This is a genomic window from Ellagibacter isourolithinifaciens (genome assembly GCF_008831035.1).
Classification (GTDB): domain Bacteria; phylum Actinomycetota; class Coriobacteriia; order Coriobacteriales; family Eggerthellaceae; genus Ellagibacter; species Ellagibacter isourolithinifaciens.
Map to the genome: position 1 here is coordinate 152981 of NZ_WAJR01000002.1, position 25992 is coordinate 178972.

Here is a 25992-nt window from a genome sequence, read left to right on the forward strand (position 1 = left end):
AGAAAAGATGACTGATATTGCTTCCAGTAATTCCCGCGGCTTTTCCCGCCGTTCGTTTATCGCAGGAGCTGCAGCCCTCACCGCTGCTGGCGTTCTTTCTGGCTGCTCGTCAAACACTGGTGGTTTGGCGCCGCATACGGCGGATTCGTCGAAAGCTGGCACCGAAGAGATATTTTCTGGCTCATGCCGCTCGCAGTGCATCCAGGGTTGTTATTTGAACGTGCACGTGCGTGATGGGCAGATCGTGCGGACGACGGCCGGCCACATCGAAGAGGAGCCTTTTTACGAGCATATCTGCCCGAAGGGTCTGAGCCATCCTGCGCGCGTGTACAGTGCGGGTCGTTTGCAGTATCCCATGCGTCGCGTGGGCGAACGCGGTGCAGGCGAGTTCGAGCGCATCAGCTGGGATGAGGCCATTCAGGAGATAACCGACAAATGGAAAGGTTATCGGGAAGAGTATGGTCCGGAGTCCATCGCGTTTTTCTTAGGGAGCGGAAACACTGCCGTTTTGGGCGGAGGAACTGCCGACGGATCGGTTATGCAACATCTTCAGACTGTTATGGGGGCTTGCAGTGTGCTTCCCGATCGCGATATCGCTTTCCAATCAGCTATGGTGAAAGTATTCGGCCCTGGATCTGCGTTTGTCAGCCCGCTCGAGTGGAACGGCGCGAACCATATTGTCATTTGGGGCTGCAATCCTGCCGTTTCCTGCAAACGCATGATGCATTTTTACCTCGATGCCAAGGATGCTGGCGCGCAGCTTACAACAATCGACATCCAGTACAACACGAATGCGGCAAAGTCCGATTGGTTCGTTCCGGTGCATCCTGCTACCGATGGAGCGCTCGTGTTCGGCATACTGAGCGAGGTCCTGGCGCAAGGCTGGCAAGACACCGAATTTATGCGCGCCCATTCCGAAGCTCCGTTCCTTGTGAAAGAGGACAACACTTTCCTTCGTATGAGCGATTTGGGTGTTGCTCCTACTACGGGGAAAAATGCATATGGCATGGAAGTGACCATCGACCCCGAAGTCGTATGGGATGAAGCGACGCAATCTGCGAAGTCCCATCTGGAAGCCGAAAAGCCGGCGCTCGAGAATGTTCCTGAAGAGGTCGAAGGCTTTAAGGTGCGTCTGGTGTGGGATATGGCTCTCGAGGCTATCGGCAAATGGACTCCCGAGAAGGCTTCTGAGGTTACGGGGGTGTCCGTCGAAGACATCAAACGCCTCGCTCGCATGTATGGTCAGGAAGGCCCAGTGCTTACCGGCATGAATCAAGGTCTGAACCACTACTTCAACGCTATCTATACGTACGATCTCATCTTCTTGCTTATGGTCGTTACCGGCAACATTGGCAAGGAATCCGCTGGTCTCATCTCTGGAGGCGGGAGCTTCGGCATCAGCAACTCGAACGGCTGCATCAATCAGCCGAGCTCTAAGGGCGAAAAGCCTGCTGGACCTGGTCGAAATATCAACTGGACGGCACTGTACGGCATCATTCACGACCAAGAGCTGCTGGGCAAACCGTTCCCTCTGAAGAGCCTGTATTGTTCGTGTACTAACATTGTGTCGAACCAGACCGAGCAGAACGAAACCATCAAGTCGCTCAAGGAGGTTGAGTTCTTGGTTGTCGAGGAGATGACCATGAGCGATACGGCCTTGTACGCCGATATCCTGCTTCCTGCGTGCCATTGGTTCGAGTGCGAGGACTTGCGCGTTCGCTCGTACAATATGCCCTATCTGGTGTACAACGATAAAGCGACTGAGCCTTTATATGAAAGCAAGTCCGACTTCGAGATCTACAAGATGATTGGTTCGGCGATGGGCTTCGAGGACTTCTTCGACTTCTCTGAAAAGGACTACATCTCTTTGTGGCTCAACAGTCCCGTGGCGAAAAAGGAAGGCATCACGTACGATTCTCTGCGTGAAACGAAGATTGCTCGCAACCATCAGCTCAAGGAGAATCCCTTCATGGGCGGCAAGTTCTTCCATCAGAGCGGCCGTGCGAAAATGTGGACGGAAAAGGTCGTTCCTGAATATAACTTGGGCCAGGAAATCGACGAAAGCAAGGAGCATCTGCTTTTCTATTGGGAGCCTGCGCGAGAGGCAAACTTGGAGGCGCCAATCCGCGAAAAGTATCCCTTCTCGGTCCTCGGCGAGCATATGCGTACACGCAACCATACGCAATGGTGGGACGTGGACTACATGAAGGAATACGAACGGCAGCCTATTGCCCGCTTTAACCCCGATGATGCAAAGGAGCTGGGGATATCCGAGGGTGATACCGTGCGTCTTTACAATGACCGCGGTTCGGTAACGTTGCTTGCCACTATCAATTCCGGCCAGGCGCCAAAGACCATCAACTGCCCTCGCAGCTTCCTTACCCGTGAGCATATCGATGGCGACTTCGCCACTATTTCGTTTAACGACTACAACCAAGTAACACGCAATCAGTGCTACTTCGACCAGGCTGTGGCCGTCGAGAAGCTGTAGGAGGATTGATATTATGACTCGATACGGAATGGCTATCGACCTTGAGCGTTGCGTTGGTTGCCAGGCGTGCGCCACGGCATGTAAAATCGCGAATAATCTGCCTAAGAACATTACTTACAACACGGTATATACGAAAACGAGCACCGATCCAGATGATTTTGGCACGGCGGTTGTGCACGGGGCCGTTGCTAACGACAACGCATTCGGCGAATTCCCGAATTGCGTGCTGGAATTCCTTCCGGTGCAGTGCCAGCATTGCGAGAACCCTCCTTGTCTGAGGGTGTGCCCGACGGGTGCGACGAAGAAGCGCGACGATGGGATCGTATATGTGGACTCGTCGCTGTGCATCGGTTGCCGTTCGTGCATGATGGCGTGCCCCTACGATAATGTCCGTTCGATGAACGAGGGGGAGCCCGAGTACTATCTCGATGTCGTGGTGGGAGAGGCCGATGCCCCTATTCACGAGGCAGGCACGGTGGAGAAGTGCACGTTCTGCCACAATTTGATCGACAGGGGAGAGGTTCCGGCTTGCATGCAGCTGTGCATGGGCCGTGCGCGGTATTGGGGTGATTTGGACGATCCGGAGTCGGAGGTTTCAAAAGCTATCGAGGGGCGCAACTATTACAAGCTGCGCGAATCGGTAGGGACTGGCCCTAACGTGTTTTACCTGACCAAGTAACTGTGTTATTCGAGCCGTCGTTTCCCGCAGGATGCGGCGGCTCTGAACCGAACGGAGCGATTCATGAGCGAAAGCGTTGATCGAAAACTGCACAGAGCCGTGGGTCTGTCCGATCTCGCAGCGCTTTTGGCGGCCGGCTTCTCTTTCCCGAATGAGCAGATTGCTCAGGCGCTTTCCGATGGGCGGTTTCTCGCCGATTGGCGCGCGAGCATGATTGATGCTTGCGGGGAAGAATCGGAGGGGGATGCGGACCTGGCGAGTCATTGCGCTGAGGCGTTTGCGGGAGTCGAGCAGGGGCCTCTTCGCCGCGAGTACAGCCGATTGTTTTTAGCGCCAGGCGTCGACGTGCTGGTCTGGCCTTATGAAAGCCCCTTCGTGCACCGCATGATGGGCGCTGAGGGCGATCCGTCGTTGTTCCGAACCCGAATCGCTATGGATGTCGAGCGCCGCATGGCCGAATCAGGTGTGACCACGGTCGATTTGCGTCGTGAGCCTGTTGACAGCATTTTTCACGAATTGGAGTTTTTGGCGCATTTGCATGCTTGCGTGGCGGAAGCTGTGCGGGTCGAAGATGCCGCTGCCGAAGCAGAGTGGCGGGATCGCTTAGATTCTTTTGCCCGTAACCATTTTTTGAAATGGTGTCCTCGTTTCATGTCTGAAGTAAGGAGTCTTAGCCAGTTGGCTGCATATCGGGCTTTGTCCGATATGGGCAAGCGGTACATGTGCGAATTGGCTGCCGAAGTGGGCCTCGAAGCGAGTCTTGCATTGGAAGGCGCTGGGGACGAAACCGTTTCTCCGCGTACTTCCTGAAAGGCAGTTTCATGACATTCTTGATCGTGCTCATATGCGTTGTAGTTGCGGTACTTTTGCTGAAGCCTGCCATTAAGAAGGCACCGGCAATCTGGTATGCTGCTGCGATTGCGCTGGCGCTGCTCTATATAGGGGTATTGCAGGGTTTGCTACCTCTGCCAGCGCCCGTGCGCAATGTGCTGTTCTTGCTATTGCAGAAAGGCACGTTGGCGGTTGCCCTGTTTACTGTGGTGATGTTTGTCGGGGTCTTTCCGCGTGATTCGAAGCCACGCAAATACCTGTCTCCCGTACGGGCGGAGCTTTCCATTATCGCGTGCATGCTGATAGTAGGGCATATTCTCGCATATTGTCTGACCTATGTACCGCGCGTGTTGGGCGCGGGTGTGATCACCCCGTTCGTTTCTGTGGGCTTGGGCGTAGCGTTGGCCGTCACCGTGCTTCTGATTGTTTTGGGAGCCACGTCGTTTAACAACGTGAAGGCTCGCATGAGCTCGCAAACGTGGTTTCGTGTGCAGAAATGGTCATATGTGTTTTTCGGCCTGACCTATGTGCACGTGCTTGCAATGCTTTTGCCGAGCGCTCTCTCTGGCGGCATGACGGCTGCGCAGAGCGTCGTGGCATACACCGTTGTGTTCGGTGCGTACGCAGTGCTTCGCATTGTTCGCGCCATACTGGATCGAAAGCGCGGAGATCTTTTCTAGATTACTCTCTTCCAACTCGGGGGGAGCGTTTCCCCTTCAGCTTCCCCCGAGGCCCCTTCTTCTCTTTGCTGCTTCGCGGGGAAAGCAGCCGTTTTGTTCGCTAAAATGAACGAGCGCAAAGCTGTAGGTTGAATCTGCGGGAAGACAACCGGTTGGAGGAGACGGTGGAAAAACAGGAATCGATTGATGCGTGGTTCGCGCTCGTTCCCGAGCAGGCGAAGGCGACTGCTCGGCGATTGCTCTTAGAGGTTGACAATCTGCGAAGGGAAGAGATTATCTACCCGCCGCAAGGCGACATCTTAAACGCGCTTGCCTATGTAGCGCCTGAAGACGTCCGCGCCGTCATTCTGGGGCAGGATCCCTACCACGGCTCGGGGCAGGCGATGGGCTTGTCGTTCTCGGTACCCAAAGGGGAGAAGCTTCCGCCGAGCTTGCGCAATATCTATAAGGAAATGGCATCTGACCTGGGGTGCAGCATACCTGTGAGCGGTGATTTGTCCGCGTGGGCACAGCAAGGTGTGCTGCTTTTGAACACGACGCTCACCGTGCGGGAGCACGAGGCGAACTCTCACAGCAAGTTGGGCTGGCAAGTGGTCACGACGGCAATCGTCGAGGCGTGCATGCGCTTGCCTCAGCCGGTGGTCTTTTTGGCGTGGGGTCGCCCGGCTATCAAGCTGATCGAGAGCGCAAAGTCGCGCGCGGCGAAGGGCGCGTTCGAGGGTGGCGCTTGCGCTGGTGCTGCGGACTCTGGCGCCGATGACCACGCATCGAGCGGTACCGCCCCCGCTGTTGCCGACTCAAGCGGCTCTCTTGCGGGCGGCGCCCTTTCCTGCAAGTTCATCCTCAAAAGCACGCACCCCTCGCCACTTTCGGCATCGCGCGCGGCTGGCGATCTCCCCGCTTTCTTGGGCTCGCGTCCGTTCTCCCGCGCAAACGATTTGTTGAAGGAATGCGGGGTCGAGCTTATCGATTGGTCGCTTGCTGGCTGATCGCCCAGGTGATTCCGCGCGCCATGCGAAGCGCGGGTTCTTTAAAGTGGTTGCCGGGATTCGACTCGAATTGCGTCGGTACCCCCTTGCTGCGAAATGCGGCTACAACCTCGTCCGTTCCCGTTGCAACGTTGCGCAGAAGTCGGCTTGGGGTCTTCGCTTCCTTGCTGCCAAGCGAGAAATACGCGCAGTCGATTGGACAGGCGAGTGGCGACTCGGCGACAAAGTGCGCGAAATCGGGATACCAAAGCGAGCCCGAAGCGCTTGCGATGCGGGAGAAGGCCGACGAGTTGAGTGCTGTCCAGGTGGCGAAAAGCCCTGCAAGCGAGTAGCCCGCGACGGTGCGGCAGATGCGGGGACTGTTGGGTTTGCCGCATTCCCGTTCGACCTGGGGAATGATTTCTTCTTCCAACAAGCGAAGCTGGTCTTGGGCGCGTCCCGCAAAGGGGACATCGTCGGCAAACAAGCCGGGGCATTTCCAAGGCGTAAGGTCGTCGTTCCAGCAGGCGGGCTTGATGGCGACGAGCGTGAACGGTGGGCAGTCGATGTGCTGGCATTCACTGAGGATGTCAAGGCCGTCGCCGTCGTAAACATGCAGGTAAACGATGTGACTGAGGCAGTTTCCGTCGTCGCCGATACGGTTGTCGCAGTCGATACCGTCGTTGCCGCAGCTGTCGCCGATGTGGCTGTCTCGCATGTTGCGGTTGGCGTCGCCGCCGCCGTCCTCTTCGCCGCCTTCGCCAGCGCGATTGCGCGCATTGCCCGAAGGTTGCGCAGGCCAAACGGTGACGCGCGCCCCTTGAACATCAAACGCGAACAGGGGCGTCGGGGTATATTCGGGACAGGCCGTTCCCACATTCGGGGTCGACGCCTCGCCATCTTTCACGGCAACCACTTTGGCCGAGGAGACGTTGGCGACAAGCGAAATAGAGCTCCCGCCCGCAAGCTCCCTTGCGCCCGCAGGATGATCTACGGGCGCAAGGGTGTCGTGTCTGCCTCGTCCCATCGCCGCCCCCTTAGATGGAGAAGTTGCCGACCTCAGAAAGCTCCAGGTCAGCGTTGCGCTCGCTCGCCCAATTCACGTTCCACGCGCTCGTGAACAGGAGCAGCTTGCGGCCGCGCATGTCCTCGACGCGCAGCGTGTCGCTTGTCAGGTTGAGCTTCGCGATGTCGTAGGTGGAAGGGTCGTTCAAGATCCAGCGAATCTCAGAATAGGGGAGCGCCTGCCTGCGCACCTCGACGCCGTATTCGCTTTTCAGGCGCTGTTCAAGCACGTCGAGCTGCAACACGCCGACGACGCCCACGATGACGCTTTCCATGCCGAAGCCCGGCTCGCGGAAAATCTGGATGGCGCCTTCTTGCGCGAGCTCTTCCATGCCTTTTACGAACTGTTTGCGCTTGAGCGTGTTCACCTGTGTGACGCGCGCGAAGATCTCGGGTGCGAACGTGGGGATTTCGGGGTACTGTACGCGGCATTTACCTGCACAAACAGTGTCGCCAATCGAGAAGATGCCTGGATCGAACAGTCCGACAATGTCGCCCGCGTACGCCTCGTCGACCGTCGCACGGTCGTCTGCCATAAGCGAGGTTCCTGTGGCGAGCTTCAGCTTTTTGCCGCCCTGCATGTGCATTGCGTCCATGCCACGCTCAAACTTGCCCGAGCAGATGCGCACGAAGGCGATGCGGTCGCGATGGTTTTTGTCCATGTTCGCCTGGATTTTGAAGACGAATCCCGAAAACTCGTCGCGCATCGGGTCGACAGGATCGCCCGTGAGGCAGTCGGTGTAGGGAAGCGGCGTGGGGGTAAGACGCAGGAATTCTTTCAGGAACGGTTCGACGCCGAAGTTGGTGAGCGCGCTGCCGAAGAACACGGGGGAGAGCTTGCCAGTGCGCACTGCATCGAGGTCGAGCTCGTCACCTGCGCCGTCGAGCAGCTCGATGTCGTCGATGAGGTTCGCGTGGTTCGCCTCCCCGATAAGGTCGGCAAGTTCAGCGTCGCCGAGCTCGGCCTCGATTTCCGCAACTTTCTTGGTGGCGTTGGCGTGCCCGTCGCCCTCGAAGGCGATGACGCGGCGGGTCTGGCGGTCGAACACTCCGCGGAAGTTCTGTCCGCAGCCGATCGGCCAGTTCATGGGGTAGGTGCCGATGCCGAGCACCGTTTCAATCTCCTCCATGAGGTCGAACGGGTCGCGCGTCTCGCGGTCGAGCTTGTTCACGAACGTGAAGATGGGGATATGGCGCAACGTGCACACCTTGAAGAGCTTCTTCGTCTGCGCCTCGACGCCCTTTGCGCCGTCGATGACCATGACCGCGGCGTCCGCAGCCATGAGCGTGCGGTAGGTGTCTTCCGAAAAGTCCTGGTGGCCAGGGGTGTCGAGAATGTTAACGCAATAGCCGTCATAGGAGAACTGCAGCACCGAGGAGGTCACGGAGATACCGCGCTGCTTCTCGATGTCCATCCAGTCGGACACGGCGTGTTTCGAGCTGGACTTGCCTTTGACCGAGCCTGCGGTCTGGATGCTGCCGGTGTAGAGCAGGAGCTTCTCGGTGAGGGTCGTCTTGCCCGCGTCGGGGTGCGAGATGATGGCGAAGGTGCGCCGTGAGGAAATCTGATCCGTTAGGGTCGACATGCTGGTTCTTTCTCGTGCTCGGAAATGAAATGCCCTGCTCGCGCGGATTGCGAGCGCGGTGCTCGGCGGGCGCACAGGGCGACAAACTCATATTGTACTATTCCCGCGCACGAGGTAGCGCGCATTCACGCAGATGACAAGGGGCCGCGGGTGGAGCGTATCGCGAGGCGGGAAGGCGGGCGATACGCGCGAGGGGATGCGGGCGCGAGTCCGAGTGGCGCGCGGGGGTGCGGACGCGAAGGCGGCCGATGCGCGAGGCGCAATGAGGCGCGGGCCCCCGCGCCGTCGGGTGGCTTATGTGCTAGCGACCTAAGATGCCCTTCACATCGTTAAGGTTGCTTGCAAAGTGGACGTGCTTCAGGCGCTCGGGGGCGGAGAATCCCTTCTCAATCATGAGGTTGATCTGGGCTTTCAGGTGGTTGTAATAGCCATCCAAGTTGTAGATGATGCAGGGCGCGTTCAAGTGCGAAAGCGAGAGCATCGACATGACCTCTGACACTTCCTCAAGCGTGCCTGAGCCGCCGGGGAAGGCGATGAACGCGTCGCCGAGCTCGATCATCTTCGCTTTCCGATCGGCCATGGTATCGGTCACGATGAGCTGCGTGATAGTGTCGAGCTGCACGGCTTGGTCGATGAAGAACTGAGGCTCGACGCCGGTGACCTGGGCGCCTGCGTCGAGCGCGCTCTCTGCGAGAATCCCCATGAGCCCGACCTTCGATCCGCCGTAGACAAGGTTGTTGCCGCTTTTCCCGATCCATGCGCCCAGCTCACGGGCTGATTCGGCGATGGACGGGTCGTTGCCTTCATTTGCTCCCAGGTAGACGGTGATGTTCATGGGTTCCTCTCCGCGTGCTTGTTTGTGTCGAGGAAGATTATAGCGAAGGCGAAGGCAAGCGATGAGGGGCGCGTGGGGAAGCCTACGATGAAGGGCGCACGGCGCGACCCCGCGATTCCCTAAAGGTCTTTCGCCTGGAAGATTCGGATGCTGATAAAACAGCTTGCGGCGTAGATGTCGAGGGCGACGATGATGAGGGCAATGAACAGAGGCCAGCTGTACGTGTCGATCCACGCGAGGACCGATTGCATGACGTCGGGGGCGAGGAAGTTCGTCAGGATGACGACGTCGATACACCCCGCCAGGATGAACACGCACATGAGATAGCGTATTCCCTTCGTGTTGCCGAATTTCACAAGGAATGGTTCGACGATAGCGGCGATGATGAGGACAGCCATCGTGGCGGCGACGCTCGATGAGATAATCTCGATCGGCCCGGCTGCCTCGAAGCCTTCGAGAAAACGGGGAAGCGTCCCGTTGAGCACGATGCCGAGTGCCGAAGCGCAAACGACGACGGCGGCGGCGCATGCCAAGATGGTCGCATAGCGGCTCGTGATGATGTCGCGGCGCGCAAAGGGGAGTGCGGCACGGTAGCGCAGCCAGCCGTTTTGGTCGTCATACCCCATGAGCGAGAACATGATGAGCATCGGTGTCATGGCGCACACGACTGCGGCGGCGCCCGCTGCGCTCTCCATCGTCCAGCATATGAAGACGAACACGAATGCGAGGATGCCGATGAAGCTGAGGACGAAGGTGCGCACAATAGCAAGTTCGGAGAGGAAGGCGGCTTTCATCAGTTGTTTCCTTTCAGGATAAAATGCAGGTAGTCGTCGATGGAGGTGCGGTCGCAGGGCACTTCGGGGAATGCTTCGGCGAATTCGAAGCGGTTGGGAACGAGGACATCGCAGCTGAACTCACGCTTTGCAGCTCGAGCGCCATCAACGCATGCGAGAATCCGTTGTTCCTGTTCAGCTGTACAATGCGCGATACCGGCAACATCGGTTATCTGCTCGCGCGGCATGTCGAAGATGATGCTGCCCGCGTCGATGCCCACCACGCGATCGGCGATGCGTTCCAAATCGCTTGTGATGTGGCTCGAAAGTAGCACGCCGCGATCGCCGGTCGAGGCGTAATCGCGCAGCTCATCGAGCAGCTCGTCGCGAGCGAGCGGGTCGAGCCCTGCGGTCGCCTCGTCGAGGATGAGCAAATCGGCGTCGTGCGAGAGCGCGCAGGCGAGCTGCAGCTTCATGCCCATGCCGCGAGAGAGCGACTTCATCTTCTTCTTCGGCTCGAGCCCAAATCGCTCGATTAGCGCTTCAAAGCACGTGCTATCCCAGGTGGGAAAGGCGGGCGCGATGCATGTCCCCACTTGGGACACCGTAATCTCGGAGGGGTAGGGGCACGTGTCGAACACGACGCCGACGCGGGAGCGAAGCCGCCGCACGTCGGCGTCGGGGGTGTCGGCGGCAAGGGGTTCGCCGAACAGCGCCGCATACCCGGAATCGAGCTTCAAAAGGCCGAGCGCGGCACGTATCAGCGTGGTCTTTCCCGCGCCGTTCGCGCCGACGAGGCCGACGATTTCCCCTGATCCAATGGAGAGATTGGCGTTTCGAAGCGAGAAGGAGTCGCTCACCTGGCGGCTCGCGTCGCGTATCTCGAGAAGGTTTGACATGGGCGTTCCTTTTCCTTTCATCTGGTAGATCGCTTTCACGTGCGCGTTGATCGCGGCTTCATTCGAGATCCTCGGGAGCAACGAGGTCGAGCATGTCGTGCAGCTCGGCCCGTGAAACCCCCAGCTCAGCTGCCTGTTCGCCCGCTTGCGCGAGCAGTTCCTCAACTTGACGCAGGCGCCTTTCGCGTAGAAGCTCGTGGTTCCCCGCGGCTACGAAGCTGCCCTTTCCCTGCACGGTTGCGATAAATCCTTCGGCCTCCAAGTCAGAGTACGCGCGCTTGGTGGTTATCACGCTGACGCCGAGGCCGTTCGCGAGCGCGCGGATGGAGGGAAGTTTCTCCCCGCTTGGAAGCGAGCCCGACAGAATCTGGGCTTTCATCTGCGAGGTTATCTGCTCGTAGATGGGCTTGTCGCTCGAGTTGGATAGGATGATGTCCACGGTGAGTCCTTACGTGTGTATATCTGGTAAGCATAGTATATATACACTATACACAGTTACACAAGCACGATTTTGGACTTTTCTGAAATTTGATGAAAGGGCCAAGCTGGCTGCTCGAGTGCAAGTCCCACGCTAGTTGACGCGCCCCTCGGTCTCAGATTGAGATCGCTCGCGCATGACCTGGGGTAACGTGGCGCTATGGATTGCAGCTTCTGCAGGGCGTGTATCCCTCGTCGATCAGCGTCTGACGCAACCCGGTGAACTCCTCTTTGTTGGAAGGGGACATGGACTGCACGCTGTCGCACTCGGGACGATGGAATTTGTGGCTCCTCTTGTTCAGAATGTACGTTTGCTGTTCGGTGGTGCTCGCGGAAGAAGACGAGTCGCCGCTCGTTTTCGCGTCCGAGGAACCGGATGGCGCCGCCTGCGTGCTGCTGCTTGTATCTGATGATCCGCTCGTGCCCGAAGCGCCCGCCTCGCCCTTGCTCGCCGCATATTGAGAAAGCGCCGCGTCGGTGCCCGTGCCGCGGGTCGTGGTTGTCTCACCCTTGGTCTTCACGGCGGGAACCTCGCTCGACTCCCAGTTATCGCCCGTCACGTAGTCGATTTTCACGCCGGGCTCCACGTTGTAAACGAAGACGTTGAAGCGTATGGTCTGCCCGCCGTCTTCCACAGATTCCGCTTCCATCTGAACCCCTCGCGCCACCAGGTCGTTCGCTGCAAAGAGCGGGGTCACGCGATAGAGGACATGGTTGTTCGTGCGGCGGACGTAGTTGCCCACCAAATCCTCGTAATAGGTCATCCCCACGGCGTTCATCGTGTGCGTACCGGTGATGAGGTTACGCTCGTTGGCGTCCTCGCCGCACAGCTGGTGCGCAATGAGATGGCTGCGGTTGTAGAGCATCTCGTGGTCGACGAAGCTGTAGCGATGCTGGACCCAGCCCGAAGGGTGAACCTGCGAGATGTCGCCGCGTTCGGCATTGGAGACGGTCTCGGGTCCGATAAGGCCTGCCGCCGTGCCGCAGCGCCCCTCGAAGTCGAGCTCGCTGAATTCCATGAACGATCCGCGCGCTGCGTCATCGGCGGAGAATCCAGGCTGTCCCTTGTTGACGTCGATGCAGAGTGCGCCTGAGTACTCGGGGATATCGGATAGCTTCGCGGCGGCACTGCCTGCGGAAACTTGCTGCGAGCTTGCTGCGATATTCCCGTTTTCGGTACTTTCGATGCCTGCGCACCCGCTAAGCGAGGGAAGGCACAGGCTCATTGTCAGAAGCAGGGAGGCAAGCGTGCGGACAAGGCGCTCGCGTGCGGGGGAGGTGGTTTGCTGCGTTTGCAAGGGGACGTCCTTCCGTCAACGGGGCATGTCGTGAATGGCACGCCGCTGCCTCATGATACCCGATACAGGCCACCCGAACGCGAGGGCTGTTCGCGGTTTCTGCCCTCGCTTCTCGTTTGCGTTGCAAGCGGCGGCGAGGGGCGCGAGAGGCGTTTCGGAAAACTCTTCCAGTTGGGCTTCGACTGTCCGAAAGCATGGACAGACTGGTTCGTACGCACGTTCTACAATGGCACCAATCGAGAAAACGACGGGAGGCACACGCATGGCATTGCAAGGCGCGCATCAGCTCTTTGGCGACACGGACGAATCGTCGTGTGTTCCCGATGCGGCGTGCGCGCTCGAAAGGTCGGGTGCGCGCGGGGCATCGGATGAGCCCGCCGTGCCCGATGCGGCGTGCGCGATTGGAATGCTGGGCGAGGCTTGCAAGCTCAAAGCGTCGTGGATGCTGGATGCACCGTCTTCTCCCGAGGTTTTCCCCTTGGGCGATTATTTGGCTGACGCTTTTATAGCCTGGGATTTCTACGCTGACGCGCCGATTCCCGATGCGCCTTTCGTCCTGCGTTTCTCCGAAGGAGATCTCGTGGCATATCGGGCGCTGGACGGCGAGCTTGCTGTCTGGGCGGGAGCGGTGGACACCTCGCTTCCGCCTGCCAGTTTGCGGCGCGACATCGAAGACCGCTGTCCCGCGTGGGTCGTTGCGGGACCCCTCTCTTGCGCGTTTGGCCAGCGTGCTTGCCGGGTTTTCCGCGCAGCAAAAGATGAATACGTCATCGAGCTGGAAGAGTGCAATATCTGTCTATTGCTTGAGGGCAGCATGGTTCAAGCCGCTGTCTGCGAGCCGAGGATGTTGGCGGCAGCTGCTTACTCTTCGAGGAGGAAGCGCAGGTAATCGCGGTATTCCTCGACGAGGCTCTGCGGGGCCGCGATGCTCACGGCGCGGCCCATGCTTGCGACCCAACCGAAGAATTGCTGGCTCTTGCACACCTTCACCCGCGCCCGTACCTGCTGCCCGTCGAAGGGAAGGAAGGTCGCGCCCTTGCCGAAGCGGTCAGTGATGATCTCGACCTTGTCGGGGTCGACGGTCAGCTCGCAGGCGACCTCCTCGCCGTTAAACCGTCCGAACATGACGACTTTCCCCTGGTCGAAGGCGTAATTGGCAATCTCTTCGTTGCGGGTGGCTGGCGTATCTCGCTCGACGCTCACCTTCGCCATGCGGTCGAGCCGGTACTCGGTGAGATTGGCGTGGTGGTCGTTCCATGCGGTCAGGTAGTAGAACCCGTCGTCGTAGGAGATGGCCACGGGGGTTACCTCGTGGCGCTTGCCCTCGCGCGTTTCGTGGGGCTTGCCGTCTGCGCCGATCTTGCGGTAGGCGAACGCTACTTTGCAGCGCAGGCGAAGGGCCTCGTGGATGGCGTCGACGGTCGAGAGCACGCTCTCGCTTTTCGACTTGATGCGTCCTTCGACGTGGATGCGGCGGTCGAGAAGCGCCTGCTCGCGGTTGGTGGCGAGTTGCTTGATGTTGGTGATGAGCATGCGAGCCTGCCGCTCGGTGATAGCGCGGCACGATTGAACGGCGTCGACCATGAGCATGAGCTCTTCAAGGGTAAAATCTCGTCGTTCGATGGCATATTCCACGGGGTTGCGCTGGTAGGTTTTGATGTCGATATCGAAGTCGCGCAGCGTCTTGATGTCGTCGTAGATGCTTTTGCGTTCTGCAGATATCCCATACGAAGCAAGCCGCTCGATAATCTGCGTCATGGAAAGGCCGTGCTCGGCGTCGGTTTCCTCCTGAAGGATCTTCCAGAGATAGAGAACCTTGAGCTTCGCCTTGCTGTTGTACGCCATAACAGTCGCTTTCTCGAGGGGCGCAATAACGATATGCTCCCTTATTGTAGCAGATGGGAAGAAGAGTGTCCCATAGTTTCCGTGTCCGATAGTACGGACAGGCATATTTTGTCGGCCTGATAGAGTGACAACTACATTGATAAGGGACTGAAGAGGAGAAGGAAAGGATGGCTTCGATTATGAGCTCGAGTTCTCGTTACGTCGCGGATTTCAACGTTGCTGGCATGCGTTACTGGGATGGCGCAAAGGTGATTTCCAAGCTCAAGCCGGGCAAGAGGCTGCGTCTTGTCGCGGAGCCGCACAATCCGGCGGATCCCAACGCCGTCGCCATCTATCGCAAGGACGTGAAGCTCGGCTACATTCCCCGCGATCAGAACGACCTTGCAGCCCAGTTGTTGCGCTTTGGCCACGACGGCGTGCTTGAGTGCCGCATTCTTAAGGTTGACAAAAAGGCTGAAACCTGGAATCAGGTTCGCGTCGGGCTTTACATGACCGACAAGGTGAAAGGGGATTAGCGCAAAGCGAGGCGAGCTGTTCGGGAGAGGGCTTTTGGCGGGTTCCGAAGGCTCTCGGCGGCATGCCTGTCTTCGGTTTTCTTGGGACGACCACTTGATTGCGTTGACGGCGCCCTATAATGTCTGCAGGAATATACACGCAACCAAGGAGGTTCATCATGGAGAAGGAACTGTTCGATTACGTTGCCGAGCGCGCGGGCATCCTCGCCACTGCCGACACGAGCAAGCAGGAAACCAAGGACGCGGCTGCTGCCTGGAAAGATGCTGTTGCCGCCGATAGCAGCGACGCTGCGGTTGAGGCTGCGACCACCAAGCTGCTCGACTTCCTTGAGGGGCGTCCCACCACGATTGATGGCGTTATCGCGTTCGCCCAGGGCCCGGCGAAGGAAATGATGGGCGAAGAGGTCGCCGCCAAAATGCTCGAAGCGCAGCTCGCGCGCAAGGGAGCGGGCGCCAAGTATTGCAATTGCCCCTCCTGCGCCGCCGCCTCCGAACTGCTCGCGAAGTTCGGCCGCATCGAGCTGTAATACATCTCACGTCGCAAACTATGCATCGAGCGCGCGGGTCCTTCAAGGTCCGCGCGCTTTTGCTTTGGCGCACGATAGGCGCACGATAGGGGGCATGCATGCGAAAGCGCGAGTTCGAAACCGAGCGCGGGACACTGCGTTATTGGATGTCGGAAGACGACGAGGAAACGGCGCAGCTTGTCTTCTTGCAAATGCAAAACAGGCCGCGTGTGCGAGACACGCGGCCTGTCGAGTGCGCCTCGCAGCTATCTGCGAGGCGGTTTGTCTGAGGGGCGAAGCTTGGCCTAGATACCGCGGCGAAGCACTACACCTCTAGATGCTTGAAAGCCTCGGGAACTTCCTTGTAGCCCTTCGATTTCACGGCGCCGATGATAAGGCCGATGACGAGCCACACAACGCCGACGATGTAGGTCATCGTCTCGAAGCCGGTGAACACGTACAGCAGAATTGCGATGCCGATCCAGGGGCAGATGAGGTATTTCACGATGTCGCCAAAGGTATTGCGCTTCTTCTCGCGGATGAAGAAGAACAGGAACACAGCGAAGTTCAGCAGAATGAACGATGCGAGGGCGCCGAAGTTCACAAGTCCAGCCAGCTCGGTCATCTTGTCGCCCATCGGGATGGACAGGCACAGCGTGACGACGCCCAGGAACACAGCGGAGAACCAAGGCGTCTGGTACTTCGGATGCACCTTACCGAACGCACGAGGAATCACGCCGTCGCGGCCCATGGAGTACAGCAGACGGGAAGACGCCATCTGGGCGTTCATGATGTTGGCGATGCCGATAGCAATAATATTGATGACGAGCATGATCTTGTAGAAGACCGGGCCTCCCACCAGCAGAACAGAGTCGAAGAAGCCCATATCGGGGTCGGTGTTCGCCCAGTCTGGCTGCACGATGGCGGCGATGTAGGTCTGCGCAACGAACACGACGATGATGGCGCACAGGGCGATCAGGATGCCGCGGCCAATGTTCTTCTCGGGCTCGCGGGTTTCCTCGGCGAGCGTGGACATGCCGTCGAAGCCGAGGAACGAGAGCGCGGCCAGAGAGATGCCGGCGGCGATGAAGTGAGCGTCGACCTGGCCTTCCTGGTAAATCGGGTCGAGGACGAAGGAGCCAGCGCCGCCACCGCCCAAAACGAAGTTGCAGCCGAGCGCGATGAACGCGATAACGGCCAGCGCCTCGATGATGAAGATGACCCAGTCAACGCCGCGGCTCATCTGGATGCCGCGAATATTCACGAATGTGTTAAATGCGATGAACACCACGGCCCACAGCCATGCCGGGCTGTTGGGAATCAAAGCGGTGCCCCAGTTCATGACCATGACGATCAGCAGGGACGGAACCAGGATGTAGTCCAAAAGAATCAGCCAGCCGGCGATGAAGCCGACATGCGGGTTGATGCCGCGCTGCACGTAGGAGTATACGGAGCCCGCAATGGGGAATCTACCGGACATGCGCATGTAGCTCATGGCGGTGAACATGATTGCCACAAAGCCGATGATGTACACCAGCGGCGTCATACCATGGCTGTTTAGCTGGATAGAGCCGAAGATAGATTGCGGAGCGATGATGACCATGAATAGAACGCCGTACATCACAACGTCCCACAGCCCCATTCCGCGTCGCAGTTCCTGCTTGTATCCGAACTGCTCGATGTTGTCCCCGGCGTTAGCTTTTGCCGGAGTCTTTTCTGCTGCCATTCCCTGTCCTTTCCTCCTCTATGGGAAAACAAGCATTGCGCAGGGCTAGAAGCTCGCCTCCCAGCTCTGAGCAATAGGGTAGACTTTAGCACGATAAAGCAATGGATTGTTAACTAAATAGCGAAATGGCTGCCGATTCGAACGGAACGGCAGCCATTTCTTCGTGAGTGGTAAGTTTTTGCGCTCTCGGCCTTCCTCAGCGTGCGCTACGGAAGCGGAAAACCTTACGGTTGGGGAATCAGTACGGGGAACTGCGGCAGCTTCGGAGTGCCGATGCGCAGCGACACATCGACTTCGCACGGCTCGCAGCCTTGGTTCACTTCGACGTCGCTTTGCACCGACATGTACATGTAGGTTTCCACGGCATCCCAGCCCGTGACGCGCATCAGCAGGCGCTGCAGCTCCTTCGAGCCGTTCATGAGTGCCTGCTCGTAATGCTCGCCGCAACTGTTCACGTACCACTTGCCGCCCTCGCCGAAGGTTTCGAGCACCGGCCAGTTCAGATCGAAGTTCTTCACCAACTGGACGCGGCAGGTGATTTCGGCCGGAATCTCGATGCCGGTGCCGCACAGCTCGGCGTCGCCCATCGTGGCGTGCACGTCGCCCATCTGCAGGAGCGCGCCGGGGACGCGGACGGGGAAGTACAGACGCGTGCCCTTGGTGATCTTCTTGTTGTCCATGTTGCCGCCGTGGCTGCCGACGAAGCCGTCGATGACGTCGGGGCCGGAAGGCGCCGTGCCAATGACGCCGATCATCGGGTCGATGGGGAAGCTGACCTCGTTGAACGTGGCCATGCCGTCTTTAATGGGAATCTTTTTGGTGCGATAGCCCGTCGTTTCGAAGAGCGGGCCGCAATGGTCGTCGGTGGCGATGGTTCCCTCATCGGTGACTTCCACGTCGAAGATGTCGACGACGAGCACGTCGCCGGGTTCCGCACCTTCGATGTAGACGGGGCCGGCGGCGGGATTTGCGAAGCCGTAGGAGTAATCCAGGTCGGCCATCGTCGTCTGCTCGTCGGGGATGCGGTTGCTGAAGCAATCGAGCGTCTTGAACAGCAGCACTTCGCCCGGCTTGGCGGTGGCGCATGGCTTGTTGTCTTTCGAGAACACGGTGACCTGGTCGGTGATAACCTGCATGATGCTCATCCTTTCGTTGATTGCATGGCATCGTGAGGTTGTGCCGCGGGGCTACCGAGGGCTTTCCGCTTGCGACGCCGATGCCGATGAGGCGATTCTACACCTTATCGGCATCGCGGCGCGTATCGCCTCGGCGTGGGACGGGGTCGGGCGGAGTTGGGGGCCGCTTCGCCCGCAGCCCCGTGACGCAAAACGCCCGGGGCGTGTCGGGTTCAACCGACCTGCGCCTCGGGCGTTCGCGTTGATTCTCGAAAAGTCGTTCGCGGAGGTTTGGGGACACGCGGCAGAAGCAGCTTACGGGCGCTGGCCCATGCCGCCTTCGAGCGTGATGGTCTCGCCGCTCATGAACTTGAAGTCGGGGCCGCAGAGCTGGAGCACCGCACGGCCGATCTCGGTCTCGACGTTGCCGTAGTGGCCCATCGGCGGCATGTGAACGTTGGCCTCGTAGGCCTCGGGGTATTGCTCCTTGAAGTTCTCCAGGGCGGCGGTCCACGCAAGCGGGCACACGATGTTCACGTTGATGCCGTCCGGGCCCCACTCGGTTGCCGCGACGCGCGTCAGGCCGCGGATTCCCTCTTTGGCGGCCGCGTAGGCGCACTGCCCGTAGTTGCCGAACAGGCCGGCGCCGCTTGCGAAGTTCACGACGGAACCCTTCGTCTCCTTAAGATGTGGGTAGCACGCCTGCATGTAGTAGAAGGCCGCGTAGAGGCCGGAGTAGATGGCGAGGTCGAACTGCTCGGGGGTGTGGTCGGCGAGCGTGACGCCCGACGCGGACGCCTGCGCGTTGTTCACAAGGAAATCGATGCGCCCGAACTTGGCCATCGCCTCGTTAACGACGCCCTGCGCAACCGCCTTGTTGTCGGCGGAGGCGTTGATGTCGGCCTGCGCGATTAGCACTTCGATGCCGTAAGCGCTCTCGAGCTTCTCCTTTGCGGCGTCGAGTTTCTTCTCGTTGCGGCCGGTGATGACGAGGTTCGCGCCCTCCTTGGCGAACGCCGTGGCGATGCCGTAGCCGATAGAGCCGGCGGAGCCGTCCTTGAGCGCTGCGAAGCCGGCGCCCGTGACAATGGCCGTCTTTCCACTGTAGAAGCCCATGGGTCCTCCTTATTGATGGGGATTTCCCCTGCAATTGGGGATATGGGCCGATTCTAGTCATATGTGGCCTGCGAGGTAACAAACAATTCCTGCGTGTACGCCCAGCGGTAGATTCTGCCCGTCATGCGTGTTGGGGCGATGGGGGCGATAGCGCGTGCTGGCAAGAGAAGGGGCTGCGAGGGGCGAGGCGGGCAGGGTGTGCTTGCGCGGAGGAGGAAGGAAGGGGGAAGGTGCCGCAACGGGTGATAACGGTGCGCTTGCAAACCCCTATACCGCTGATGGCCGCAGACTCCCGCTTCGGCGATTGGGGTTTGCGGGCTTTCATAGCGTAATGGTAGGGTGAGGAAACCGTGATGACGATGCATGCCATACACGTGTCACATCTTATCACATTTCATCACTTAAACGATGAGGGGGTCATATGGCAAGACTATCGGTCGCGCCACGTGCCAAAGACGACGCCAAGTTCGCAACGTTTTTGGACGAGTACGAGCGCAGGGTGGAGGCCACGCCGCCTGGCATGTGTGCAGTGGCGATGCAGCTCGACCTACTGCGTGCGGGCGGATGCCAAACGTGCGGCAAATGCGTGCCGTGCCGCGAGGGGATAGCCCATATCGAGACACTGCTCGAGGAGGTTCTCGCGTTCGACGTCGAGCCCGATGTGCTCGACGAGATCCGCGCCCAGGCCACGGTCGTGCGCGACACTGCCGATTGCGCTATCGGCTGGCATGCGGCCGAAGTGCTCCTTGCGGGCCTCAACACGTTTAAAGAAGAGTTCGAAAGCCACGTCAAGCAGGGAAAATGTCGCGAAGGCGTCGCACAGACTGTGCCGTGCGAAACGTTGTGCCCGGCACACGTGAACGTGCCGGCCTACATCGCGCTTGCGGGCTCGGGCGATTACGCCGGGGCGATCGGCATGATTCGCAAGGACAATCCGTTCCCCACGGCGTGCGCGTTCGTGTGCGAGCATCCATGCGAGAATCGCTGTCGCCGCACGCTCATCGACGCCCCGATAAACATTCGCGGCATCAAGAAGTTCGCGGTGGACCAGCTCGCCGCCGATAAGGTGCCAACACCTGCCCCCGCCGCGCCCACGGGCAAGAAAATCGCCATCGTGGGTGGCGGCCCCTCTGGCCTGACCTGCGCATACTTCTGTGCTCTTATGGGACATGAGGTGCACGTGCTCGAGATGCGCAAGCAGCTCGGCGGCATGATGCGCTACGGCATCCCGGCGTACCGCTTCCCGCGCGAACGCCTCGACGAGGACATTCGCGCCATCGTGTCGGCGGGCAACGTCACTGTGCACACGGAATGCCGCATCGATGCTGAGGGCATGCGTCGTCTTTCGGAAGAATACGACGCTGTGTATGTGGCCATCGGCGCCCAGGGCGGCAAGACCCTAAAGCTCGATGGGGCCGACGCTGAGGGCGTGATGAGCGCCGTCGACCTGCTCACCAAGATTGGGGACGACGAATACCCCGACTTCACGGGCAAGAACGTGGTGGTTGTCGGTGGCGGCAACGTCGCCATGGACTGCGCGCGCACGAGCGTGCGAGCCGGTGCCGCGAGTGTGACGGTCGCCTATCGCCGCCGTCTCGAGGATATGACGGCGCTGCGCGCGGAGATCGACTCCGCCATGCAGGAAGGCGTCGAGATGATGACCTTGCAGGCACCCGACCATATCGAGGTCGAAAACGGCCAGGCCGTGGCGCTGTATACCCAGCCGCAGTTCATCGGGCCCGTGAAGCGCGGCCGCCCGGCTCCGCAGAAGGCGGACAAACCGCTTGTGCGCGTACCTGCCGACGTGGTGCTCATCGCCGTGGGCCAAGACATCGAGAGTGCGCCGTTCGAGGAGGCGGGCATGCAGGCCGATCGCACATACTTCGAAGCCGACGATGGCTTGAAGTCGGTGGGGTCGCTCGACAACGTGTTCGTGGGCGGCGACTGTCAGGTGGGTTCGAAGACCGTGATCATCGCCATCGGCGCTGGCAAGGTGGCCGCGCGTAACATCGACGATTACCTGGGGTTCAACCACGAGCTCGATTGCGACGTCGAAGTTCCTCCCGCCGCGGCGAACTGGCGTCAGCCTTGCGGTCGCGTGAACATCGTGGAGCGTCCCGCGCGCGAGCGCAAGGGAGACTTCGATGCGGTCGAGGTGCAGATGTCGGCCGAAGAGGCGTTCCAGGAAGCGCGTCGCTGCCTGCGCTGCGATCATTTCGGCTGCGGTGTTCTTGACGAGGGAAGGGTCCAATATGTGTAAGGTAACCATCGACGGCATGGCCGTAGAGGTCCCCGAAGGCTCCACCATCTTGGACGCCGCGAAGCTCGCCGGCGTCGACATCCCGACGCTGTGCTACATGGCGAAGATCAACGAGATCGGTTCGTGCCGCGCGTGCGTGGTCGAGGTCGAAGGGCAGGACGGCCTGGCCGCCGCCTGCAACACCCCCGTGTTCGACGGCATGTCCGTGCGTACGGCGACCCCGCGCGCCATCTCTGCCCGCCGTCAGAACGTGAAGACTATTCTCGCAGGTCATCGCAGCGAATGCACCACGTGCAAGCGCAGCGGCACCTGCGCGCTGCAAAATCTCGCGAACTCGCTCGGCGTGGCGGACCTCGAGCGCGACCCCGTGTTCGCCTTCGAAGCGTGGGATGGGGAATTCCCCTTGCAGCGCGACGCCACCAAATGCATCCGCTGCATGCGCTGCGTCGCCGAATGCGCCAAGGTGCAGCACTGCTCGGTGTGGGAGATGTCCGGCCCCGCCTCCTATCGAGGCGTGCGGGTTGCCGACGGTGCGCACATCGCCGATGCGGGCTGTGCTCTCTGCGGCCAGTGCATCACCCATTGCCCGACGGGCGCTCTTACTGCGCGTGACGACACTGGCAACGTGCTCGCGGCGCTTGCCGACCCTCAGACGATAACAGTGGTCCAGGTCGCTCCCGCCATCCGCTCGGCGTGGGGCGAGGGCGTGGGCCTTGCCCGCGAGCAGGCTACGCAGGGCCGCATGGTCGCCGCGCTGCGTGCACTCGGCTTCGACTACGTCTTCGACACCGACTTCGGCGCTGACCTTACCATCATGGAGGAGGCGAACGAGTTCATCGAGTGGGTCAAGGGAGGCAAGCCGCGGCCCATGTTCACGAGCTGCTGCCCAGGTTGGGTGCGCTTTGCCAAGCTGCACTACCCGCAGTTTGCCGCGCAGCTCTCGTCGAGCAAGTCGCCGCACCAGATGCTGGGTGCCACGGCGAAGGCGCTTCTGTTCGAGCAAGCTGCCGAACAGGGAAAACGAATCTTCGTCGTCTCCGTCATGCCGTGCGTCGCCAAGAAATACGAGGCGGGTGTCCCGCAGCTGTCCTCGGAGGCCGGCCAGGACGTCGACGCCGTGCTCACCACGCGCGAGTTCGATCGCATGCTGCGCATGTTCAACGTGGACTGTGCCGCGCTGCCCGAGCAGAAGTTCGACGACCCGCTGGGAACCTCGACGGGCGCGGGAACCATCTTCGGGCGCACGGGTGGCGTGATGGAGGCAGCGCTTCGTTCGGCGGCGTTCTTCCTTACGGGCGAAAACCCCGACTTCAGCACGTGCGACACCACGGCAGCGACGCCCGATAAGCCCTGGGTCGACAAGACGCTCGAGATTGCGGGCATGCAGCTTCGCATCGCCATCGCGAGCGGCCTGGAGAACACATCGGCGCTGCTCGATGCGCTCGAATCGGGCGAGGCGAGCTACGACTTCGTCGAGATCATGGCCTGCCCAGGCGGCTGCGTGGGCGGCGGCGGCCAGCCGATCGCCTTCAACCAGGAGCTCGCGCGCGAGCGTGCTGCGGTGCTCAACTCGCTCGACGGGGCCGACGTGCTGCGCTACTCGCACGAGAACCCCGACATTGCGGCGCTCTACGAGAGACTCTATGAGCATCCGCTTTCCGAGAAGGCCGAGAAGCTGCTCCACACCGATCAGCTTACATGGGATATCTAGGTGCCCCACGACTTACATAGCAGTGGAGCCGATGAGGGGCTCGCGCTCCTCATCGACAAGCTGTGCCGCACCCGCTCACTTTCGCTTGGCGAATACGAGCGGCTCATCGCGCAGCGCACGCCCGGCACGGCCCGTGAGCTTGCGAGTCGCGCCGATGCCGTGCGCAGACGGGTATACGGCACGAAGGTGTTCACCCGCGGGCTCATCGAGGTGTCGAGCTTCTGCAAGAACGACTGCCTGTACTGTGGCATTCGTCGGTCGAATGCAACGGCGCGCCGCTACCGCCTTTTCGCCGACGAGATCGTCAAATGTGCGGACACTGGCTACGACCTGGGGTTTCGCACGTTCGTTTTGCAGGGTGGGGAAGACCCCTTCTTCGCCGATGACGTGCTGTGCGGCATCATCGGTCGGATTCGGGCGGCGCATCCCGACTGCGCGGTCACGTTGTCGTTCGGCGAGCGAAGCCGCAAAAGCTACGAGCGCCTGCATGAGGCGGGCGCCGAACGTTACCTGCTGCGCCACGAGACGGCAAGCCCTGCGCTCTACAGGCGTTGGCACTCCCCCGAGATGTCGCTCGAGAACCGCATGCGCTGCCTGTCCGACCTGCGCGAAATCGGATATGCGGTGGGTGCCGGCTTCATGGTGGGCGCACCGTTCCAAACTGCGGCCGACCTTGCATGCGACCTGCAGTTTATCGAACGGTTCCAGCCCGAGATGTGCGGCATCGGCCCGTTTGTCCCGCACCACGCGACGCCGTTTTCCGCCTTCGCGCCAGGCACGGCGGAACTCACGTGCTATTTGCTGTCGATCATCCGGCTCATCAAGCCGAATGTGCTGCTTCCCGCGACCACGGCGCTCGGCACGATCGTTCCCGATGGGCGCGAGCGGGGAATCCTTGCCGGCGCGAACGTCGTGATGCCGAACCTTTCGCCGGTGGCCCATCGCAAGGACTACGACCTGTACGACAATAAGATATGTACGGGTGAAGAGGCTGCGGAATGTCGCGGCTGCCTGGGCGCGCGCATGCTGTCGATCGGCTACGAGCTCGTTGTCGATCGCGGTGATATGGCGCCCCTGCCCGAGGCGTGATCGCCGTCGGGCGCTTGAAAGCACGAAAGAAAGAAGGACCCTATGGGGTATTCGTATAACCCGAAATCGCTCTGCGCCGATGAGTTCATCAACGACGAGGAAATCTTGGAGACGCTCGCCTTTGCCGACGCGCACAAGGACGACGTGCAGCTGTGCTACGACATTTTGGAGAAGTGCAAGCCCCACTTGCACCCGGCAAGCGAACACGGCGCCATGATCACCCATCGCGAGGCGAGCGTGCTTCTGGCCTGCGAGGACGCGGGGGTGAACGCGGCCATCAAGCAGCTTGCGCACGACATCAAGCAGGCTTATTACGGCAACCGCATCGTTTTGTTCGCGCCGCTGTACCTGTCGAACTACTGCGTGAACAGCTGCCTGTACTGCCCCTATCACGCCAAGAACCGCGAGATTCCGCGCCGCAAGCTCACGCAAGACGAGATTCGCGCCGAGGTCATCGCGCTGCAGGACATGGGCCACAAGCGCCTTGCCATCGAGGCGGGCGAGGACCCGAAGCACAACCCCATCGAGTATATTTTGGAATCGATGGACACCATCTATTCCATCAAGCACAAAAACGGTGCCATCCGCCGCGTGAACGTGAACATCGCCGCCACGACGGTGGAGGAGTACCGCATGCTCAAGAAGGCCGAGATCGGCACGTATATCCTGTTCCAGGAGACGTACAACAAGGAAGGCTACAAGCGCCTGCACCCGACGGGGCCGAAAAGCGATTACAACTGGCACACCGAGGCGATGGACCGCGCCATGGAGGGCGGCATCGACGACGTGGGCTTGGGCGTGCTGTTCGGGCTCGAGAGCTACCGTTACGAGTTCGCGGGCCTTATCATGCATGCGGAGCACCTGGAAGCCGTGCACGGCGTGGGCCCGCACACTATTAGCGTGCCGCGCGTGAAGCCCGCTATGGACATCGACCCCGACGTGTTCGACAACGGCATTCCCGACGAGATGTTCGAGAAGATCATCGCGCTCATCCGCATCACGGTGCCCTACACGGGCATGATCATCTCCACGCGCGAGAGCCAGGCGGTGCGGGAGCGCGCGTTGCGCTACGGCATCAGCCAGATCTCGGGAGGAAGCCGCACGAGCGTGGGCGGCTACACCGAGCAGGCGCGCCCGCACGACACTGAGCAGTTCGACGTGAGCGATCAGCGTACGCTCGACGACGTGGTCTCGTGGCTGATCGACCAGGAGCATGCGCCCAGCTTCTGCACGGCGTGCTACCGCGCGGGGCGCACGGGCGACCGGTTCATGAGCTTCTGCAAGAGCGGGCAAATCTTGAATTACTGCCACCCCAACGCGCTCGTCACGCTTGCGGAATATCTGACGGATTACGCCAAGCCCGATACCTCCCAAAAGGGCTTTGCGCTCATCGAGCGCGAACTGCTCAAGGTCGAGGACGAGAAGCGGCGCCGCCAGTGCGCTGAGGCGATTTCTGCGGTCGTGCACAAGGGCGAGCGCGATTTGCGCTTCTGATTTGCGGTTCTAGCGAGGTTTTCGCGCGGTGCG

Annotated in this window: 23 protein-coding genes; 12 read left to right on the forward strand and 11 right to left on the reverse strand. The window is 60.2% G+C overall.

Annotated features, from left to right (window positions below; translation table 11 throughout):
• The first annotated feature begins 7 nt into the window (after positions 1-7).
• The 5 genes from F8C90_RS01870 to F8C90_RS01890 all read left to right on the forward strand — a co-directional run bounded on the left by F8C90_RS01870 (position 8) and on the right by F8C90_RS01890 (position 5670).
• Positions 8-2491: a molybdopterin-containing oxidoreductase family protein gene (locus F8C90_RS01870; RefSeq protein WP_211360981.1), complete on the forward strand. Its 2484-nt coding sequence runs from the start codon at positions 8-10 to the stop codon at positions 2489-2491.
• A gap of 13 nt (positions 2492-2504) precedes the next feature.
• Entirely contained in the window at positions 2505-3170 is a 666-nt protein-coding gene (locus F8C90_RS01875) for a 4Fe-4S dicluster domain-containing protein (RefSeq protein ID WP_158048747.1), read from the forward strand.
• A 63-nt stretch (positions 3171-3233) separates the two neighbouring features.
• Positions 3234-3980, forward strand: a complete 747-nt coding sequence (locus F8C90_RS01880; protein WP_158048748.1) for a TorD/DmsD family molecular chaperone — start codon at positions 3234-3236, stop codon at positions 3978-3980.
• 11 nt (positions 3981-3991) lie between these two features.
• A complete protein-coding gene (locus F8C90_RS01885; RefSeq protein WP_158048749.1) occupies positions 3992-4681 on the forward strand; it encodes a ferric reductase-like transmembrane domain-containing protein in 690 nt (229 codons plus the stop codon).
• Between the two features lie 164 nt (positions 4682-4845).
• Positions 4846-5670: a uracil-DNA glycosylase gene (locus F8C90_RS01890; RefSeq protein ID WP_170264493.1), complete on the forward strand. Its 825-nt coding sequence runs from the start codon at positions 4846-4848 to the stop codon at positions 5668-5670.
• Here F8C90_RS01890 and F8C90_RS01895 read toward each other — a convergent pair.
• The 7 genes from F8C90_RS01895 to F8C90_RS01925 all read right to left on the reverse strand — a co-directional run bounded on the left by F8C90_RS01895 (position 5645) and on the right by F8C90_RS01925 (position 12582).
• Positions 5645-6676, reverse strand: coding sequence for an alpha/beta hydrolase (locus F8C90_RS01895; protein WP_158048751.1), 1032 nt, complete (start codon positions 6674-6676; stop codon positions 5645-5647). The genes F8C90_RS01890 and F8C90_RS01895 overlap by 26 nt on opposite strands.
• Before the next feature lie 10 nt (positions 6677-6686).
• On the reverse strand, positions 6687-8300 hold the full coding sequence (locus tag F8C90_RS01900; protein ID WP_158048752.1) for a peptide chain release factor 3: 1614 nt from the start codon (positions 8298-8300) through the stop codon (positions 6687-6689).
• A gap of 301 nt (positions 8301-8601) precedes the next feature.
• The gene (locus tag F8C90_RS01905; protein ID WP_158048753.1) at positions 8602-9135 is read right to left on the reverse strand and encodes an LOG family protein; all 534 of its coding nucleotides are present in this window, start codon (positions 9133-9135) and stop codon (positions 8602-8604) included.
• A 119-nt stretch (positions 9136-9254) separates the two neighbouring features.
• Positions 9255-9929 carry an ABC-2 transporter permease gene (locus F8C90_RS01910; protein ID WP_158048754.1) on the reverse strand — a complete coding sequence of 225 codons (675 nt, stop codon included), beginning with the start codon at positions 9927-9929 and terminating at the stop codon, positions 9255-9257.
• Complete coding sequence (locus F8C90_RS01915) at positions 9929-10807, reverse strand: ABC transporter ATP-binding protein (RefSeq protein ID WP_158048755.1); 879 nt, start codon at positions 10805-10807, stop codon at positions 9929-9931. Before F8C90_RS01915 ends, F8C90_RS01910 begins: the two co-directional genes overlap by 1 nt.
• A gap of 58 nt (positions 10808-10865) precedes the next feature.
• On the reverse strand, positions 10866-11246 hold the full coding sequence (locus tag F8C90_RS01920; RefSeq protein ID WP_158048756.1) for a GntR family transcriptional regulator: 381 nt from the start codon (positions 11244-11246) through the stop codon (positions 10866-10868).
• Positions 11247-11442: 196 nt separating this feature from the next.
• Positions 11443-12582, reverse strand: a complete 1140-nt coding sequence (locus F8C90_RS01925) for a DNA/RNA non-specific endonuclease (RefSeq protein WP_158048757.1) — start codon at positions 12580-12582, stop codon at positions 11443-11445.
• 262 nt (positions 12583-12844) lie between these two features.
• Between F8C90_RS01925 and F8C90_RS01930 the strand changes: the two genes are divergently transcribed.
• Complete coding sequence (locus tag F8C90_RS01930; RefSeq protein ID WP_158048758.1) at positions 12845-13471, forward strand: hypothetical protein; 627 nt, start codon at positions 12845-12847, stop codon at positions 13469-13471.
• Here the strand turns inward: F8C90_RS01930 and F8C90_RS01935 are convergent.
• Complete coding sequence (locus tag F8C90_RS01935; RefSeq protein ID WP_158048759.1) at positions 13444-14427, reverse strand: helix-turn-helix transcriptional regulator; 984 nt, start codon at positions 14425-14427, stop codon at positions 13444-13446. The two genes, F8C90_RS01930 and F8C90_RS01935, sit on opposite strands and share 28 nt — an antisense overlap.
• A gap of 167 nt (positions 14428-14594) precedes the next feature.
• Here F8C90_RS01935 and F8C90_RS01940 point away from each other — a divergent pair, with 167 nt between their 5' ends.
• Together F8C90_RS01940 and F8C90_RS01945 are read left to right on the forward strand one after the other, a co-directional pair.
• Positions 14595-14942: an HIRAN domain-containing protein gene (locus tag F8C90_RS01940; protein ID WP_246155734.1), complete on the forward strand. Its 348-nt coding sequence runs from the start codon at positions 14595-14597 to the stop codon at positions 14940-14942.
• 158 nt (positions 14943-15100) lie between these two features.
• The gene (locus F8C90_RS01945; RefSeq protein WP_158048760.1) at positions 15101-15469 is read left to right on the forward strand and encodes a 3-hydroxyisobutyrate dehydrogenase; all 369 of its coding nucleotides are present in this window, start codon (positions 15101-15103) and stop codon (positions 15467-15469) included.
• A 304-nt stretch (positions 15470-15773) separates the two neighbouring features.
• Here the strand turns inward: F8C90_RS01945 and F8C90_RS01950 are convergent, their stop codons facing one another.
• The 3 genes from F8C90_RS01950 to F8C90_RS01960 form a co-directional block, all read right to left on the reverse strand.
• On the reverse strand, positions 15774-17174 hold the full coding sequence (locus F8C90_RS01950) for an APC family permease (RefSeq protein ID WP_158048761.1): 1401 nt from the start codon (positions 17172-17174) through the stop codon (positions 15774-15776).
• Positions 17175-17398: 224 nt separating this feature from the next.
• Positions 17399-18310 (reverse strand): acetamidase/formamidase family protein, encoded by a 912-nt coding sequence (locus F8C90_RS01955; RefSeq protein ID WP_158048762.1) that lies wholly within the window; start codon positions 18308-18310, stop codon positions 17399-17401.
• Positions 18311-18604: 294 nt separating this feature from the next.
• Positions 18605-19405: an SDR family NAD(P)-dependent oxidoreductase gene (locus F8C90_RS01960; RefSeq protein ID WP_158048763.1), complete on the reverse strand. Its 801-nt coding sequence runs from the start codon at positions 19403-19405 to the stop codon at positions 18605-18607.
• A 421-nt stretch (positions 19406-19826) separates the two neighbouring features.
• Here F8C90_RS01960 and ifcE point away from each other — a divergent pair, with 421 nt between their 5' ends.
• From ifcE to hydG, 4 genes are read left to right on the forward strand one after another with little or no spacing between them, the layout of a single operon-like run.
• Entirely contained in the window at positions 19827-21665 is a 1839-nt protein-coding gene (gene ifcE, locus F8C90_RS01965) for a putative FAD-dependent oxidoreductase IfcE (RefSeq protein ID WP_158048764.1), read from the forward strand.
• The gene (locus tag F8C90_RS01970) at positions 21658-23376 is read left to right on the forward strand and encodes a [FeFe] hydrogenase, group A (RefSeq protein ID WP_158048765.1); all 1719 of its coding nucleotides are present in this window, start codon (positions 21658-21660) and stop codon (positions 23374-23376) included. Before ifcE ends, F8C90_RS01970 begins: the two co-directional genes overlap by 8 nt.
• Positions 23377-24465 (forward strand): [FeFe] hydrogenase H-cluster radical SAM maturase HydE, encoded by a 1089-nt coding sequence (gene hydE, locus F8C90_RS01975; protein WP_158048766.1) that lies wholly within the window; start codon positions 23377-23379, stop codon positions 24463-24465.
• 42 nt (positions 24466-24507) lie between these two features.
• On the forward strand, positions 24508-25959 hold the full coding sequence (gene hydG, locus F8C90_RS01980; RefSeq protein WP_158048767.1) for a [FeFe] hydrogenase H-cluster radical SAM maturase HydG: 1452 nt from the start codon (positions 24508-24510) through the stop codon (positions 25957-25959).
• The last annotated feature ends 33 nt before the right edge of the window (positions 25960-25992 follow it).